This is a genomic window from Gordonia marina (genome assembly GCF_052036135.1).
GTDB lineage: Bacteria > Actinomycetota > Actinomycetes > Mycobacteriales > Mycobacteriaceae > Gordonia.
The window spans coordinates 115,817-132,200 of sequence record NZ_JBPSDN010000007.1 but is presented as its reverse complement, the minus strand read 5'-3'; the positions used below and the strand labels follow the sequence as shown (position 1 = coordinate 132,200).

The following is a 16,384-nucleotide window of genomic DNA, read 5'->3' as shown; positions in this document are numbered from 1 at the left end:
GGACATGGTCATGACTCCGCTCCGTTGATCACCGAGGTCTGGATCATTCCGTCTTCCACACCCCAGTGCTTCGAGATCTGTTCGTAGTAGCCGTGATCCATCAGGTACTGCACGGCCTGTTGCAGGGCGGGCCCCAGCGACGAGCCCTTCGCGACCGGGAACCCGTACGGCGCGGCGTCGTAGATCGGCCCCACCGCCTCGAGCTGGCCCTGCGTCTTCTTGATGGCGTACGCGGTGACCGGTGAGTCCGCGGAGATCGCATCGACCTGGCCGAGGAGCAGCGCGTTGACCGCCTGATCCTGGCTGTCGAACTTCATCTTGATGATCGCGGGCTTACCCGCCTTGACACATGCCGCACTCTTGGCGGGCACCTCGTCGGTGTCCTGCACCGTCGTCGACTGCACGCCCACGCGCAGCCCGCACGCGTTGTCCGGGTCGACCTTGCCGCCGGTCCGCTGCGCCCACTGCACGCCCGCGCTGTAGTAGGTGACGAAGTCGACCTGCTTCTCGCGCTCCTTGGAGTCGGTGAACGACGACATGCCCACGTCGTACGTGCCCGACTGGAGGGCGGGGATGATCTTGTCGAAGTCGGACTCGAAGAACTTGGCGCGCAGGCCGAGGACCTGGGCGATCGCCTTCATCAGGTCGACGTCGTAGCCGATGATGTTGCCGTTGCGGTCCTTGAACTCGTTCGGCTGGTACGGCGGATTGGTGCCGACGCGCAGGACTCCGCTCTTGGCGATCGGCGCGGGCACCAGCGCCGCGATCTCCGGCTGCTTGGCCACCGTCACCGAGATCGGTTTGACGTCGAGCGCCGATTCGTCGTTGGTGCAGCCCGCGACGAGCAGGACCGCCGAGAGGGCGACCAGCGCACCGAGCCATCTGCCCCGTCTGAGCCGTTCGCGCAGCAATCGAACCACCTCTCCCGGCGACCGGCGGCCGCGCCCCACTGTTGTCCCGTCCGGACAGTCTCCCGTACCGGACGTTTCTTGATCGTTGCCGGTAAGTGAAACTACAGGCCGGTAAGTGAAACTACAGGACCTCGCGCAGCCGTTCATGGAACTCGGCGGTTGACGCGGTACCGCCCACGTCAGGAGTCGCCACCCCCGCGCGGACGGTCGCCGAGATCGCCGCCCGCATCGACGCGCCGGCCACCGCGAATCGCCGGTCGCGGTGCGCGGCGGCGTACCAGTCGAGCGCCGAGGCCACCGAGCCGATCATCGCGATCGGATCGGCGACGTTCCGGCCGGCGATGTCCGGCGCCGCACCGTGCGCGGCCTGCGCCATCACCTGCGTGTCGGAGGCGTTGATCGACGACGCGAGACCCAGCGATCCGGCGAGTTCGGCGGCCAGGTCGGACAGGATGTCGCCGAAGAGGTTCTCGGTGACGAGGACGTCGAAGTCGGCGGGGCGCCGCACCAGGAGCGCGGCCATCGCGTCGACGTGCTGCTGATCGACCGTCACGTCCGGAAAGCGTTGTGCCACCTGGTAGCACGCGTCCCGGAACAGTCCGGTGGTGAGCTTGAGGACGTTGGCCTTGTGCACGACGGTGACGTGCCCGCGACGGGCACGCGCCGCCTCGAAGGCCCGCTCGGCAATGCGCTCGCTGGCCTGCCGGGTGATCAGCCCGACCGCGAGCGCGACGTCGGGCGTCGGCATGAATTCGCCGGAGCCGACGGCCATGTTGCGATCGGCATAGAGGCCCTCGCTGTTCTCCCGGACGATCAACAGATCGATGTCGGGCGCCGTCGCCGGGATTCCCGGAATCGCTTGTGCCGGGCGGAGATTGGCGTACAGGCCGAGCCGTTTGCGGAGCACCGCACCAGGTGCCGGCCCGCCCCGGTGCTCCCCCGGATACGACGCCGAGTCGTGCGGTCCGACGACCATGAATTCGTGGCCGTCGAGCGCCGCCAGGGTGCTCTCCGGCAGGGCACCGCCGTGGCTGTCGATGGCATCGCGCCCGAACGGCAGGTACTCCGGTGCGAGGGTGATCCCCTGCGCGGCCAGTGCCCGCTCGGCGGTATCGAGCGCGACCGGGACCACCTCGGGCCCGATCCCGTCGCCGACCAGGACAGCACAGTTCAGGACGTCGTCGGTGCGCATGGCGGTAGCGTAGCCGGGCCGCCGAGGGCCGGCGCCCGACAGGTGCGCGCCGCCGAACACGCGACGGTCTCCTGTCCATCGAGAAGGTAGACGTGAAACTCCGGGATCTGTGACCCGATATGGGCAACAGATCCCGGAGCTTCACTTTCGCGCCCGAGGCGCGGGGCGCGGGGTGGCGTCAGTGGGCGGCGTCGTCCCAGGAACGACCGAAACCGACGGAGACGTCGAGCGGGACGGACAGTTCGATCGCGCTGCCCATCTCCTCGCGCACCAGGTGTTCCATCCGGTCTCGCTCGCCGGCGGCGACCTCGATCACCAACTCGTCGTGCACCTGCAGCAGCATGCGGGAGGTCAGCTGTTCGGCGGTGATCCGGCGGGCGACGTTGATCATCGCCACCTTGATGATGTCGGCGGCGGTGCCCTGGATGGGGGCGTTGAGCGCCATCCGTTCGGCGGCCTGGCGGCGCTGGAAGTTGTCGGAGTTCAGATCCGGCAGGTAGCGGCGGCGGCCGAACATCGTCTCGGTGTACTCCTTGCGCCGGGCCTCGACGACGACCTCGTGCAGGTAGTCGCGCACACCGCCGAAGCGGGCGAAGTACATCTCCATCTGGTCGCGCGCCTCTTCGCGGCCGATCCCGAGCTGCGCGGCCAGCCCGTACGCGGACAGACCGTACGCCAGCCCGTACGACATGGCCTTGACCCGCGAGCGCATCTGCGGGTCCACCTCGTCGATCGACACCCCGAACGCCCGGGAGCCGACGAAATTGTGCAGGTCCTCGCCCGAGTTGAAGGCCTCGATCAGGCCCTCGTCGCCGGACAGATGCGCCATGATCCGCATCTCGATCTGCGAGTAGTCGGCCGTCATCAGGCAGTCGTACCCTTCGACGGAGCTCAGGGGGCGGGACGACGAGCCCAGGGGGCGGTCGGCGCCGACCACGAACCCACCGCGGATCTGGCGCCCGGCGTCGGTGCGGACCGGGATGTTCTGCAGATTGGGCTCGGTGGAGCTGAGGCGGCCGGTGGCCGCGACCGTCTGGTTGAAGGTCGTGTGGATGCGGCCGTCGTCGGCGACCGTCTTCAGCAGACCGTCGACGGTCACCTTCAGCCGGGTGGCGTCGCGGTGCTCCAGCAGGTACTTGAGGAACGGGTGCTCGGTCTTCTCGTACAGGGAGGCCAGGGCGTCGGCGTCGGTGGTGTAGCCGGTCTTGGTCTTCTTGGTCTTCGGCATGCCGAGCTTGTCGAAGAGGACCACCTGGAGCTGCTTGGGCGAACCGAGGTTCACCTGCTCCCCGATCACCTCGTACGCCGACTCCGCGGCGTCGCGCACGCGCTGCGCGAACTCGCGCTCCAGCGTCTGGAAGTGCTCGACGTCGACCGCGATGCCCGCGGCCTCCAGCTCGGCGAGCACGAACGCCAGCGGCAGCTCCATGTCCCGCAGCAGCGGCACCGACTCGATGCGTTCGAGTTCGGTGTCGAGGGTGTCGGCGAGTTCGGCGACGGCCTGCGCCGACAGCATGAGCTGGTTCGACGCCGCGAGGTCGTCTTCCTCGCTGTCGAGCAGCGACAGCTGGCCGTCATCGGTGGCGGTATCGGCCTTGAGTTCGCGCCGCAGGTAGCGCAGGGCGAGATCGTCGAGATTGAAGGTCCGCTGCCCGGGTCGCACCAGGTAGGCGGCGAGCGCGGTGTCGGAGGTGACGCCCGCCAGCGTCCAGCCGCGGCCGCGGAGCGCGTGGAACGCCCACTTGACCTCGTGGACGGCCTTGCCGAGCTCCGGGTCGGCGAGCCAGGCGCCGAGGGCGGCGTCGTCCTCCGGGGTCAGCGTGATCGGGTCGACGAAGGCGGCCTCGCCGTCGGCGGCCGCGATCGCGATGCCGGTGGGCTCGGAGTCGACGACGCGCTGCGGTCCGGTCACCGCGAGACCGCTGCGGCCGGTGCGCGCGTGGGCGTCGAGCCAGGCGGCGACCTCCCCGGCGCCCAATCGCGTGCCGCTCACCTCGAAACCGGATTCCGCCTCGGGTTCGACGCTGCTGAGGGTGGAGAACAGCCGGTCGCGCAAGACCTTGAATTCGAGGTCGTCGAAGAGCCGGTGGATGCGGTCGCGGTCCCAGGCGTGCAGAGCGAGGTCGTCGGGTCCGGCCGGCAGATCCATATCGCGGACCAGTTCGGTGAGGCGGCGGTTCATGATGACCGCGGCGAGGTTCTCCCGCAGCGAGTCGCCGACCTTGCCGCGCACCTCGTCCGCGCGGTTCACCAGTTCCTCGAACGAGCCGTACTCGCGGATCCACTTGGCCGCCGTCTTCTCGCCGACGCCGGGGATGCCGGGCAGGTTGTCACTCGGGTCGCCGCGCAGCGCCGCGAAGTCCGGGTACTGCGACGGGGTGAGACCGTACTTCTTCTCGACCTCCTCCGGCGTGAACCGGGTGAGCTCGGAGACACCGCGCTTCGGGTAGAGGACGGTGATGTTGTCGTTGACCAGCTGCAGCGAGTCGCGGTCACCGGTGACCACCAGCACGCGGTAACCCTCCTGGTCGGCGCGCGTCGCCAGTGTCGCGATGATGTCGTCGGCCTCGTAGTTCTCGATGGCCATCACCGGGATGCCCATCGCGTCGAGCACGTCCTTGGTCAGGTCGACCTGGCCGCGGAACTCATCCGGCGACGACGACCGCTGCGCCTTGTAGTCGGGGAACATCTCCGACCGGAAGGTCTGCCGGGAGACGTCGAAGGCCGCCGCGATATGGGACGGATCCTCGTCGCGCAGCAGATTGATCAGCATCGAGGTGAACCCGTACACCGCGTTGGTCGACTGCCCGGTGTTGGTCTTGAAGTTCTCGGCGGGCAACGCGAAGAAGGCCCGGTAGGCCAGCGAATGGCCGTCGAGCAGCATCAGCGTGGGCCGCTGCTCCTTCTTTCCGCGGGTGGTGGCGTTGGTCGACGTCTGCGCAGGAGTCACGTGTTGAAGTGTAGTGAGGGGGTCCGACGACGCCCCACGGGCGCAGCCACGGGATTCATTCGACTCCCTCCGCCGACATTCGCACCAGCAGGCCGACCATCAGATCCTAGCCAGACGGTCTCCGCGCCAAACCGCACTTCCACCGCGGGCGAACCGTCGTCACGTGTAGAGAATCACTCCCCCGGCGCTCTGATCTCATCCATGACTGATTTCAGCACGCACCTCCGACAAAGCCGTCAGCACTCACGTCTCCAGGGCGGTGACGGCATCGATCGACGTCCGCCACTTCCGCCGACGCGCGGTGGCCCCGGCAATGCTCGGACCCTCCGCTCGAGGGCCAAGCAATACTCAATTCTACATATCTACCTGCATAAACACCATTTCCGAGACCTCCAAAGCAGATCCTGAATATTTAGAGAATTCGTACATATGTTCCTATGCTCAGTGGAGTCATCATGGAACCAGGCACCAGCCAGAAAGCCACCTTGCCAGCGAGGGAGGGAAACACACCATGGACTCCACCACACTCACCGAGTTCGCCGACCACCTCATCGACGACCTCACGGTCGGCACCGATCCCGGCACCGACTCGCTCGGCCGGCTGCTCTCGGAGACGCGCATGACCGTCGACGATGACGCGATACTCGCCGTCATGGTCGCGGCGGTCCGGCTCGGCAATGTCGCCGCCTACCTGCTGGCCCAGACCAGCGCAGCCGCCGAGCGGTTGGCCATACCGGCCCGCAAGCGGCTCAAGAACGGTGCCCAACTGCTGACCGAACTCGGTGTCGCACCGGCCGCGGCGTGTCGCGCCGCCCGCGTCGGGCGCGCGGCCGCAGGCCTTGCCCCCGTGGCCAACGCTCTGCGCGACGGCGCGCTGAGTATCGAGCACGCCGACGCCGTGGTCAGGGGAATCGCGCACATCGCCGGCCGCACGGGCGCAGTTCAATCAGCAGTGGACCACGACGAACGCGGCCGGATCGTCGCCAGCCTGATGGTGCAGACGACGCCGCGCGAGATCGAGACCCGCGCCCGCCAGATCGCGATCGCGCTCACCCCGGCCGCCGGGGAGGCCGATCCCGCCGCGATCCCGGTCGCCGAGAACCACGATCTCAATGAGATGACCCTGCACCAGAACGACGAAGGACGCATCACTGCAACCCTCGACGTGGACGTCGTCACCGGTGAGGAACTCCATGCTGCCCTCGACCCCCTGTGCCGCCCGGTCCCCCGGCCCGACGGCTCACCGGACCCGCGTTCGGCAAGCCGGCGTCGCGCGGACGCCTTCGGGCAGATCCTCCGCACGTACCTCTCCGGCAGTGAACGCCCGACCTCCGGCGGCGTGCTCCCGCACGTCACGCTCATCCGGCCAATTCTCAGCGGAGGCGACACCCCGATCGTTTACTCTTCAGCGGACGACACCGCCGAGGGCGGTTCCGTCGACATTCTGGGTTTCGCCGGGCCGATCACTGCGGCTACTGCCGACCTGATCTCGTGCGACTGCACCGCCACCGACGTCACGGTCGACGACGAGCGCGCCCCACTCGACGTCGGACGCACGCGGCGGCTCTTCCCGCCACGCCTGCGTAAGGCGCTCGGGGCGCGCGACCGCGGTTGCGCCTTCCCAGGCTGCGGACGTCCGGCATCCTGGTGCGATGCCCACCACATGACCGAGTGGAAAGAGGGCGGCGAGACCAGCGTCGACAACGGCGTCCTGCTCTGCCGGATGCACCACGTGCTGATCCACCACACCGGATGGGAGGTGTTCCTCGGCCCGGACCGCCACCCGTGGTTCCGGCCGCCCGCCGACCCGGGCAGCCCGGGTCGACGACCCGCACCGCTCCGATCGCATGCACGACGAACACTGACCGACCTCCCGCACGCCGCCCAGGCGGCCTGACCCCGGCCTATCGACCCGACGACACCAAGTCGTGCGCGCAGCACCTTCGTCGGCCGGCGACAGACACCGGCATCGACTCGCCTCAGGACGGGGCGGGTGTGTGTTCTTTGACAATTCCATACCGCGCCCGCGGAGCACTCGATCGGACTTCGCCACCTGCGGCCGACATTCAGGCGACGCCGAGGTACGCCTCCCGGACGGCGGGGTCGTGCAGGAGGTCGCGGCCGCGGCCTTCGAGGGTGATCGAACCGGTCTCCAGGATGTAGCCGCGATCGGACCGGCTCAGCGCCTGCTGCGCGTTCTGCTCGACGAGCAGGATCGTGGTGCCGGCGGCATTGATCTCGGCGATGATCGAAAATATCTGCTTGATCACCATCGGCGCCAGGCCCATCGACGGTTCGTCGAGCAACAGGAGGCGGGGCCTGGCCATCAGCGCCCGGCCGATGGCCAGCATCTGCTGTTCCCCACCGGACATGGTGCCGCCGTACTGCTTGCGCCGCTCACCGAGCCGGGGGAAGAGTTCGAAGACCCGGTCCAGCGCCTCACCGTAGGCGGCCTTGGACTCGAATCTCCGGCCGTAGCAACCCATGTCGAGGTTCTCCAGCACCGTCATGCCCGGGAAGATGTGCCTGCCCTCCGGTACCTGGACGATGCCGCGCGCGACGCGCTGGTGCGTCGAGAGCCCATCGATCCGCGCCCCCTCGAAGTAGATCTCCCCGCTGGTCAGTTTGTTGAGCCCGGAGATCCCGCGCATCGTCGTCGACTTGCCCGCGCCGTTCGCGCCGAGCAGGGTCACCAGTTCGCCCCGGTCGACGCGCAGCGAGATACCGTGCAGGGCGGTGATCCGGCCGTAGCCGATCACCACGTCGCGCAGCTCGAGCACCGGCGGACCGTCCGAAGCACCGGCGGCCGGGTACGACGCGCCGCGGCCGGATTCATTCGAGTTCGTCATCGGGCACCCCCAGGTAGGCCGCGATCACCGCGGGATTCTCGCGGACCTGCGCCGGCGTGCCCTCGGCGATCTTGCGGCCGAACTCGAGCACGACGATCCGGTCGGTCACGCCCATCACCAGGCGCATGTCGTGCTCGATGAGCAGGACGGTGTAGCCGTCGTCGCGGATCTTCATGATCAGGTCCATCAGCGCCGACTTCTCGCTCGGATTGAAGCCGGCCGCCGGCTCGTCCAGGCACAGCAGCTTCGGCTCGGTCGCCAGGGCACGCGCGATCTCCAGCCGCCGCTGATCGCCGTACGGCAGATTCGACGCCTTCTCGGCGGCCCGCGCGCCGATCCCGACGAATTCCAGCAGCGCCATGCCCCGGTCGACGGCGTCACGTTCCTCGCGGTAGAGCCGCGGCGAGCGGAAGATCGCACCCCACACGGACGTCTTGTGCCGGGCGTCGGTGCCGACGCACACGTTCTCCAGCGCCGTCATCTCGCCCCAGAGCCGGACGTTCTGGAAGGTCCGCGCGATTCCCCGGCGCGTGATCTGGTGCCGTTTGACCTTGCCCAGCGGCGCCCCGTCGAACACGACGGTGCCGCGTGTCGGGGTGTACACGCCGGTGATCGCGTTGAAGCACGTCGTCTTGCCCGCGCCGTTCGGGCCGATCAGACCGAGGATCTCGCCGCGCCGGATCTCGAACGTGACATCGTCGAGGGCGGCGAGTCCGCCGAACTCGACGGTCAGACCCGCCACCTCCAGAAGGACCGCGCCTTCGGTGACCGCGATGTCGCGGTGCGGGGCGACGGCCCGCGCCACCGCGCGTGGATCGGCCAGCTCGGCGTCGACCGCGGCCGGGTCGAGGACGACGGTGGCCTCGGGATCGGCCAGCGCCTCGGCCACCTGCTCGGCCGGTGACTCGATACCCGGCACGGACGAAGCGGCGTCGTCGTCCGCGGCGTGCCTGCTCATGCGTTCGCCTCCTCGCCACCGGGCCGGTTCTCCGGGGACGGCGGCACCCGGAGGACCGCCGCATACACTCGCCGCCCGAAGGTGATCAGCCGCGCCCGGACCGGGAACAGGCCCTGCGGCCGGAAGATCATCAGGATCACCAGAGCGAGACCGAAGAACAGGTACTTGTAGTCGCCGAGCGACTGCTCACCCACCTGCACGCCCTGCACCCGCGCCGGCAGGTACACGATGATGAACGCGCCCACGATCACCCCGAGCTTGTTGCCCTGGCCGCCCAGGACCACCGCGCAGAGGAAGAGCATGGAGTTGATCACGGTGAACGCCTTCGGGTCGACGTACTGCACCTGCCCGGCGTAGACGGCACCGGACAGTCCGCCGATCCCGGCGCCGATCACGAACGCCCACAGCTTGTACTTGAAGGTCGGCACACCCATGATCTCCGCGGCGTCCTCGTCCTCCCGGATCGCCACCCACGACCGGCCCACCCGGCTGCGTTCCAGATTGCCGATCATCAGCAGTACCAGCACCACCAGTGCCAGACCCAGCCAGTACCACCACACGCCGTAGCTGAGGAGCCCGGAGTTGTTGGAACTGGCGAACACGCCGTCGGGATGCCGGGCGCTGGTGCCGAGTTCGGGGAACAGCACCCCCTGCAGACCTGCCGGGCCGTTGGTGACGTCGCTCAGGTTGTCGGCGAGCAATCGGACGATCTCACCGAAGCCGAGCGTCACGATCGCCAGGTAGTCGCCGCGGACGCGCAGCGTCGGGCTGCCGAGGATCACGCCGGTGACACCGGTGATCACGATGGCCAGCGGCACGCAGGCGAGCCACGCCCACGGTCCGGAGAAGATGCCGTGGTCGGGGCTGTTCCACACAGGGCTCGCCGGGCTGGTCAGCAGCGCGACCACGTAGGCGCCGACCGCGTAGAAGCCGACGTAGCCGAGGTCGAGGAGTCCGGTCTGCCCGACGACGACGTTGAGACCGATCGCGATCAGGGCGACCATCGCGAACTGCGCCATCGTCGCGCCGAAGTCGGTCGCCGTAGTGGTGATCAGCGGCGGCTTGATCACCGGCAGCAGGGCGAGCAGTCCGAAGGCCACCACGCCCACCGCCCACTGGGCGGGCCGCGGCAGCGCGTCCCACCACTCCCGGATCCGGTCGCCGGGCGCGCCGAGCGCCCGCACCCATCCGCGCGAATCGGCCGCCGGGCCGCTGTGCTGGTTCATACTCGCGCCTTCCCGAGCTTCTCCCCGAGGATGCCCGTCGGCCGGAACATCAGCACCAGGATCAGCAGCGCGAACGCCACCACGTCCTTCCACTGGTTGCCGAAGACCACCGACCCGTAGTTCTCCATCACACCGAGCAGGAGGCCGCCCAGCAGGGCTCCGCGCACATTGCCGATGCCGCCGAGCACCGCCGCGCAGAACGCCTTGATGCCGAGGATGAAGCCGCCGGAGTAGATGACCGTGTTGGGATACCGCATGGTGTAGAGCAACGCCGCCGCTCCGGCCAGCAGACCGCCGAGAAGGAACGTGACGGTGATGATCCGGCCCCGCGAGACACCCATGAGCATCGCCGCGTCCGGGTCCTGCGCCACCGACCGGATGCCGCGGCCCAGCCGGGTCTTGTTGATCAGCAGGTCGGTGCCCGCCGCCAGGACCAGCGCCGACACGATGACGATCAGCGTCACGTTCGAGACGGACGCGCCGAACACCGAGAACTGCTCTTTCGGGGCGACGAGCCGGATGGCCGGCTGCGCGCTCGACCCGCCGAGCGGCGGATTCGACGGCACTTTCGGCAGCACGTAGTGCACCAGTTCCTGGAGCACGAACGACATGCCGATCGCGGTGATCAGGAACGCCAGCGGCTTGGCGTTGCGCCGTCGCAACGGCCGGTAGGCGATGAACTCCACGCCGACCGCCACCGTGCCGGAGACCGCCATGCCGATCAGCCCGGCGACGGCGAGGAAGCCGACGGTCGCCAGGGTCCCGACGTCGTAGGTGTCGCCGGACGGGGTGAAGCCGAGGACCAGCAGACCGACGTAGACGCCGAACATGCCGAGCATGAAGACCTCGGAGTGCGCGAAGTTGATCAGCCGGAGCACGCCGTAGACCAGCGTGTACCCGCAGGCCACCAGCGCGTACACGGAACCGTAGGCCAGGCCCTCGATCGTCAGGTTCCAGAATCCCTCGCGGAGGGAACCGAGATCGAAGCCGATGGTCGCGTTGGCCAGCGAGGTCGTCGCGCCGGCCAGGGAATGCACGATCATGCGTCCCTTTCGGACTCGGGTGGCAGACCCCGGTGCGCCCGGGCGGTGATGTCCGTGCGCACCGGGGTCTCCGGCGCTACTTGACCTCGTACATCCAGATGAGCGACGACTTCAGCTCACCGTTCGGCTGCCACTCGTAGGCGCGGGCCAGGCCGACCCCGGAATAGGTGCGGACGTATTCCAGCAGCTCCGCGCGGGTGCGCTTGCCCTCGGCGATGCCCTTCATCAGGATCGACGCGAGGTCGTAGGCCTCCACCGAGTAGACGCCGGGCGCCTGCTTGAACTTGTCGGTGTACTCGGTCTTGAACTTGCTCGGCGCCGGGCCGCACGGGCACGACAGGTAGGCGCCCTTCGCGGAGTCGCCCGCCTGCTTGATGAACTGCGGATCGTTGGCGCCGTCACCGGAGACGAAGGTGATGTCCGGTGCCGCCGTCTTCAGCTGCTGCGCGAGCGGAGCGGCTTCGGCGTAGTAGCCGGCGAAGAAGACCGCATCGGGCTTGGCGGCGGTGATCTTCGAGATCAGGGCCGCGAAGTCGCGCTCCCCCTTCTTCACCTCGCCCTGGCACGACGCCACGTTCGCCGAGCCGAGTGTCGCCACGATCGCCCGCGAGAGCCCGGCACCGTACTCGGTGTCGTCCTTGACGACGCAGACCTTGGTCTTGCCGAGCTTCCCGGTCAGGTACCTGGCGACGGCGGGACCCTGGACGTCGTCGTTGGCGAGGCCGCGGAAGAAGGTCTTCCAGCCGTTGCCGGACAGCGCCGGATTGGTGGCCGAGGCGGTGACCGCGACCAGACCGGCCTGGTTGAAGACGCCGCCGGTGGCCTTGGTCTCTCCGGAGAAGCCGGGGCCGATGAGTCCGACGATCGACTTGTCGTTCACGATCTGCGGCGCCACCTGCGTCGCCTTCTGCGGATCGCCCTCGGTGTCGAAGGTCTTGAGCACGATCTTGCAGTTCGGGTTCGCCGCGTTGTGCTGCGCGACGGCCAGCTGCGCGCCGTCGCGCATGTTGATACCGAGCGCCGCGTCCGCGCCGGTCAGCGCACCCATCTGCGCGAGCGTCGTCTCGGGACACTGCGCCTTGCCGTCTCCCGCCGGATCCAGCGCCTGGTTCTCGGCGACGGCCTGCTGCTCGTTGCCCTGCGTGTCGATCTGGGCCAGCGGCGTGATCTCCAGGCCGGAGCCGGAGGACGCCGTGTCGGTGGACTTGTCGCCGCACGCGGACAGGGCCATGACCCCGGCCAGTGCCGCCGCGACGGCGGCCGTCCGGACGTGACGCCGCGAATTCAACCTCGGCATATCGAAACCTCTTCTGCTGTGACCCGGCGTGGCGCCGAGAGGTCATCCGCTCGAAAGACCTGGGCAAAAGATAAGCGGAATCTGTGCGTTGGGTGTGAGCTTTCCCACGAACTCCCCGGTCGCCGGCATCGAGATTTTCCCAGTGTTAACAGACGGGGCTCAGGAAGCGGTGTCGCCGCCCAGGGTCTCGACGACGACCTGCGCCACCGCCTTCATCGTCACGCGGCGGTCCATGGCGTTGGTCTGGATCCACCGGAAGGCCTCCGGTTCGGTGAGCGCCTGCTTCTCCATCAGCAGGCCCTTGGCGCGTTCGATGAGCTTGCGCGCCTCGAAGCGCTCGTTCATCCCGGAGATCTCGTCCTCGAGCGCCTTGAGTTCACGGAAGCGGCTGAGGGCGACCTCGATGGCGGGCACCAGATCGGACTGGTTGAACGGCTTGACGAGGTACGCCATGGCGCCGGCGTCGCGGGCCTTCTCGACGAAGTCGCGCTGGCTGAAGGCGGTCAGCATGACGACCGGGGCGAGTCGTTTCCGGGCGATCTCGCTGGCCGCGTCGATCCCGTCGCGCACCGGCATCTTGATGTCCATGATGACGACGTCGGGGTGCAGCGACTCGGTCAGATCGACCGCGACCTGCCCGTTGGGAGCCTCGCCGGCGACGTCGTAGCCCTCATCGCGCAGCATCTCGCACAGGTCCATGCGGATCAGGGAGTCGTCCTCGGCGACGACCACCCGGTGGGTACGCGGCTGGTCCGGCGTGGACCCGGCTTCGCTCATCGACTCACATCTTCTCGATCGGTGGTCTCGCCGGACACCGGCGAGGAAGGTGACAGTGCCCCGGGCCGGACTCGAACCGGCACCCCTTTCGAGACCGCATTTTGAGTGCGGCGCGTCTGCCAATTTCGCCACCGGGGCTGGTGAACGTGCGTAGTGCAGTGTACGGACCCGGCGGCCGTCGTACACATTCACCCTCCCGGACACGCCGTGACGCGGCAGGATCGGAGCATGTCGTCCTCACCCTCGCACCCCGCCGGCCCGCTTCTGGAGATCGCCGTGCAGGACCCCGCCGGCGCGGCGATCGCCCGGACCGCCGGCGCCGACCGCATCGAACTCTGCGCCGCGCTGGGCGCCACCGGCGGACTGACCCCGTCGCCGGGCACCCTTCGCGCCTGCGCCGGCGTCTGGCACGACGCGCCGCTCCCCGCCGTGCATGTCCTGCTCCGGAACCGGCCGGGCGGGTTCGTCTACTCCCCCGGCGAGATCTCCGTACTGGTCGACGACGTCGCGCTCGCCGTCGAACTCGGCGCCTCCGGGGTGGTGATCGGCGCGCTCACTCCCGACGCCGAACTGGATCTCGACGGCACCCGGCGGCTGGTCGATGCCGCCCGCACCGCCGAACGAGCCGCCGGGCGACGCGTCGAGGTCACCTTCCACCGCGCCATGGACGTCGCCGCCGATCCGGTGGCCGCGCTGCGGACGCTCGCCGGTCTCGGTGTCGACCGGGTGCTCACCTCGGGCGGCGCCGCGCGCGTCGGGCTCGGCCTGGCGGAACTCGGGCGACTGGTCGAGGCCGGCACCGGCGTGCAGATCATGGCCGGTGGCGGCGTCACCATCGACGACATCGCCCCGCTGTGCGCCCTCGGCGTCGACGCCGTGCACCTGTCGGCCAAGACCGTCGAACCGGACCCGGGAGCCGCCGGTCCGGGCGGCGGAACGGCCGGCGACCTGGAGGTCACCTCCCCGGAAACGGTGGAACGGGCATACCGGGAAATCCGCCGCTGCCGCGGCGGGGGGACGTAGACATCGTTAGAGACGTCCGCTACGCTACGTTACGTCTCAGTAACATCACAGGAAGTCTCACATCTCTAAGTCGGGGAGTTGTCTGTCACATGGTTCAGGTCACCGCGGCGCGATTGCGCCGTTTACTGGTCCTCCTACTCGTTCCCATCCTGATCGCCGCGGGCGCGCTGCTCGTCGTCAGCCCGCCACGGTCGGACGCCGCCGTGTTCGGGGCGCTCGGCGCCAAGTGGACCAAGACGGCGGAGGGCCCGCAGAAGTATCCGGGCTACACGGTGACCCCGGACGTCCCGATCCGGATGAGTGACGGCACCGTCCTGCGCGGCAACCTGATCCGTCCCGCGGATGCCCGCGGTCACGCGATCGACAAGAAGATGCCGACGATCGTGAACATGACGCCGTACACCAAGATGGTGAGCGCGCTCGCCTCCGAGGTGATGAACTTCCCCGTGCTGATGCCGGAGCTGATCGCCCTGCTCAACGCGATCAATCTGCGGGGCACCGTGCTGTCCGGCTACAACGACCTCGTCGGCTCGCTGCGCAGCGGCTTCGTCGACGGCTTCTCCTACGATCCCAAGCTGATCCGCTCGGGATACAACATGCTGGTCGTCGACGTTCGCGGCACCGGCTTCTCGCAGGGCACCTGGCAGGTGTTCGGTCCGCGGGAGCGCAAGGACACCGTCGAGGTGGTGGACTGGGCGTCGAAGCAGAAGTGGTCGAACGGCAAGATCGGCATGGCCGGCGCGTCGTACTCGGGTATCAACCAGCTGCAGGCCGCGGCCGACCAGCCGGGCAAGATCGGCGCGCTCTTCCCGATCGTGCCGGGTGCCGATCTGGTCCGCGACGTCGTCGCACCGGGCGGTGGCGTCGGCTTCGGCTTCCTGTCCCTGTGGCTCACCCTGGTGAACACCACCAAGCTGATCCCGAACGTCGCCTCCATGCTGAACGGCACCTTCGACTGGCAGTGGCTGGCCGATCGCGTCAAGGATCCGCTGACCTTCTTCGATGTGATGGCGCAGGCCCTGAGCATGCAGCGCCCGGGCCAGGCGACCGGGGACACCCGCGCGCTGCTCACCGAGGGCACCGACCGGCGCACCGCGCTCAACACCGACGTCGGCCGGATCACGACCCCGACCTTCGCGATCGGCGGCTGGAACGACCTGTTCACCAACAGCGAGGCGCGGCTGCTGACCAACCTGAAGCAGCTACCGACCAGCCAGAAGAAGCTGATCATGGACGACGGCTACCACGTGACCGTCGGCTCGCAGTTCGGGACGCCGGGCAATCCGCCGAAGATGAACGTGCTGGCCCGCGCCTGGTACGACAAGTGGCTCAAGGGCATCGACAACGGCATCGACCGCTACGACCCGGCGACGCTGGCCTCGATGCCGCGCGACAACTTCGTTCAGGGGCCGAGCTTCCCGCTGCCCGGGTACACGCACCAGCGCCAGTACCTGACCGGCAAGCCGTCGGGTTCGGTGGGCACCCCGGTCGCGGGTGACGGCTCGCTGTCGTCGGCGGCTCCGGTCACCCGGACCACCCGCCTGGTCCAGCCGGGTCTGAGCAACATCTGCGGTAAGGACGGCGCTCAGGGCGCCGCCGGTGTGACGGCGGTCTTCGATTTCTGCGTCCGGGACAACCGGCTCGCCGAGGTCGCGGCGCAGACCTTCACGACCGCCCCCGTGAAGCAGCTGACCCGGATCTCCGGCTGGCCCGGCGTACAGCTGCTGCAGCGGCTGGGCGCCACCGACGGCTACTGGCACGTGACGGTGAACGTCGTCTCCCCCGACGGCCGTTCCCAGGTGATCTCGATGGGCCAGCTGGTGGTGTCACTCCGCGAAGTGGATCGCTCCCGCAGCGGTTTCGCGGCGAACGGCGACCTGGTCGATCCGTTCCTGTACCTCTCGCTGAACCACTACAAGCCGGTGAAGCCGGGACAGATCCTCCCGGTGAACATCCCGATGACGCCGACGCAGGCGGCGCTGCACCCGGGTGACCGGCTGCGGATCGACGTCTACTCGCTGAACGCGCCGAAGGCCCTGCCGCTCGGCCCGGAGATGTGGGCGAGCCGCTTCGGCCCGCAGTACCTGGAGATCGATCCGAAGAACCCGAGCTGGGTCTCGGTTCCGGTGGACCGCCCGCTGCGCTGACCCCGCGCCCG

12 protein-coding genes and 1 tRNA gene are annotated in these 16,384 nt (G+C 68.6%); 3 read left to right on the top strand and 10 right to left on the bottom strand.

The window, feature by feature from the left end; genetic code table 11:
- Nucleotides 1–8: 8 nt before the first annotated feature.
- From ACSEEN_RS06285 to polA, 3 genes are all read right to left on the bottom strand, one after another.
- Nucleotides 9–908 carry an ABC transporter substrate-binding protein gene (locus ACSEEN_RS06285; RefSeq protein ID WP_440712676.1) on the bottom strand — a complete coding sequence of 300 codons (900 nt, stop codon included), beginning with the start codon at nt 906–908 and terminating at the stop codon, nt 9–11.
- A 124-nt stretch (nt 909–1,032) separates the two neighbouring features.
- Nucleotides 1,033–2,103: an isocitrate/isopropylmalate dehydrogenase family protein gene (locus ACSEEN_RS06280; protein ID WP_298441597.1), complete on the bottom strand. Its 1,071-nt coding sequence runs from the start codon at nt 2,101–2,103 to the stop codon at nt 1,033–1,035.
- Between the two features lie 178 nt (nt 2,104–2,281).
- Nucleotides 2,282–5,053, bottom strand: a complete 2,772-nt coding sequence (gene polA, locus ACSEEN_RS06275) for a DNA polymerase I (protein ID WP_440712655.1) — start codon at nt 5,051–5,053, stop codon at nt 2,282–2,284.
- A 259-nt stretch (nt 5,054–5,312) separates the two neighbouring features.
- Between polA and ACSEEN_RS06270 the strand changes: the two genes are divergently transcribed.
- Nucleotides 5,313–6,950, top strand: a complete 1,638-nt coding sequence (locus ACSEEN_RS06270) for an HNH endonuclease signature motif containing protein (protein WP_440712654.1) — start codon at nt 5,313–5,315, stop codon at nt 6,948–6,950.
- Nucleotides 6,951–7,119: 169 nt separating this feature from the next.
- On the opposite strand, the gene ACSEEN_RS06265 is transcribed toward ACSEEN_RS06270, so the two are convergent.
- From ACSEEN_RS06265 to ACSEEN_RS06235, 7 genes are all read right to left on the bottom strand, one after another.
- Complete coding sequence (locus ACSEEN_RS06265) at nt 7,120–7,902, bottom strand: ABC transporter ATP-binding protein (protein WP_247863948.1); 783 nt, start codon at nt 7,900–7,902, stop codon at nt 7,120–7,122.
- Nucleotides 7,886–8,860 (bottom strand): ABC transporter ATP-binding protein, encoded by a 975-nt coding sequence (locus ACSEEN_RS06260; protein WP_247863949.1) that lies wholly within the window; start codon nt 8,858–8,860, stop codon nt 7,886–7,888. Before ACSEEN_RS06260 ends, ACSEEN_RS06265 begins: the two co-directional genes overlap by 17 nt.
- Nucleotides 8,857–10,086: a branched-chain amino acid ABC transporter permease gene (locus tag ACSEEN_RS06255; protein ID WP_247863950.1), complete on the bottom strand. Its 1,230-nt coding sequence runs from the start codon at nt 10,084–10,086 to the stop codon at nt 8,857–8,859. The genes ACSEEN_RS06260 and ACSEEN_RS06255 overlap by 4 nt, the downstream gene beginning before the upstream one ends.
- A complete protein-coding gene (locus ACSEEN_RS06250) occupies nt 10,083–11,129 on the bottom strand; it encodes a branched-chain amino acid ABC transporter permease (RefSeq protein ID WP_247863951.1) in 1,047 nt (348 codons plus the stop codon). Before ACSEEN_RS06250 ends, ACSEEN_RS06255 begins: the two co-directional genes overlap by 4 nt.
- Nucleotides 11,130–11,205: 76 nt before the next feature.
- The gene (locus ACSEEN_RS06245; RefSeq protein ID WP_247863952.1) at nt 11,206–12,426 is read right to left on the bottom strand and encodes a branched-chain amino acid ABC transporter substrate-binding protein; all 1,221 of its coding nucleotides are present in this window, start codon (nt 12,424–12,426) and stop codon (nt 11,206–11,208) included.
- A 159-nt stretch (nt 12,427–12,585) separates the two neighbouring features.
- Entirely contained in the window at nt 12,586–13,203 is a 618-nt protein-coding gene (locus tag ACSEEN_RS06240; RefSeq protein ID WP_247863953.1) for an ANTAR domain-containing response regulator, read from the bottom strand.
- 56 nt (nt 13,204–13,259) lie between these two features.
- Nucleotides 13,260–13,341, bottom strand: a tRNA-Leu gene (locus ACSEEN_RS06235).
- Between the two features lie 90 nt (nt 13,342–13,431).
- On the opposite strand from ACSEEN_RS06235, the gene ACSEEN_RS06230 reads away from it, so the two are divergent.
- Together ACSEEN_RS06230 and ACSEEN_RS06225 are read left to right on the top strand one after the other, a co-directional pair.
- A complete protein-coding gene (locus ACSEEN_RS06230; RefSeq protein WP_440712653.1) occupies nt 13,432–14,226 on the top strand; it encodes a copper homeostasis protein CutC in 795 nt (264 codons plus the stop codon).
- Between the two features lie 89 nt (nt 14,227–14,315).
- A complete protein-coding gene (locus ACSEEN_RS06225; RefSeq protein WP_440712652.1) occupies nt 14,316–16,373 on the top strand; it encodes a CocE/NonD family hydrolase in 2,058 nt (685 codons plus the stop codon).
- The last annotated feature ends 11 nt before the right edge of the window (nt 16,374–16,384 follow it).